Genomic DNA, 499 nt, shown 5'->3' with positions numbered 1-499 from the left:
AACACCCGAAGCCGGTGGGGTAACCGCAAGGAGCCAGCCGTCGAAGGTGGGGTAGATGATTGGGGTGAAGTCGTAACAAGGTAGCCGTATCGGAAGGTGCGGCTGGATCACCTCCTTTCTAAGGATTTACTGCATTCCGCGAAGAATGCATAACACAGCAATCCAGTATTGCTGATAAGGCATTGACGTGCATCTATTTGTTCAGCTTTGATGGAATTTGTTTGGGGCCATAGCTCAGCTGGGAGAGCGCCTGCCTTGCAAGCAGGAGGTCAGCGGTTCGATCCCGCTTGGCTCCACCAAAACAAAACATCCATCCTTAACATGCTGCAGTTGCAGCCAACAATTAGTTGTTGCGAGCATACAGCGAGCATGCTAAGATGATCTTCCTGCCGATGAGGCAGAAGCTGCTTTAGCAGCGAGAGGGTTTGCGAAGTTAGGTCTTTTCTGAAGTGATTCGGAGAAGCTTAATCGACGAACAACCTTTGCACCTTGAAAACTG

The 499-nt window shown here is 50.3% G+C and carries 1 tRNA gene and 1 rRNA gene; both read left to right on the top strand.

Annotated elements, in window-relative coordinates:
* Positions 1-118, top strand: a 16S ribosomal RNA gene (locus DNH61_RS02245); the annotation flags it as partial.
* Between the two features lie 105 nt (positions 119-223).
* Positions 224-299: transfer RNA gene (locus DNH61_RS02240), tRNA-Ala, on the top strand.
* The last annotated feature ends 200 nt before the right edge of the window (positions 300-499 follow it).

The sequence above is a fragment of the Paenibacillus sambharensis genome, from assembly GCF_003233845.1.
GTDB lineage: Bacteria > Bacillota > Bacilli > Paenibacillales > Paenibacillaceae > Paenibacillus_I > Paenibacillus_I sambharensis.
The sequence above is the reverse complement of the archived record's forward strand: the minus strand, read 5'-3'. Positions and strand labels throughout refer to the sequence as shown.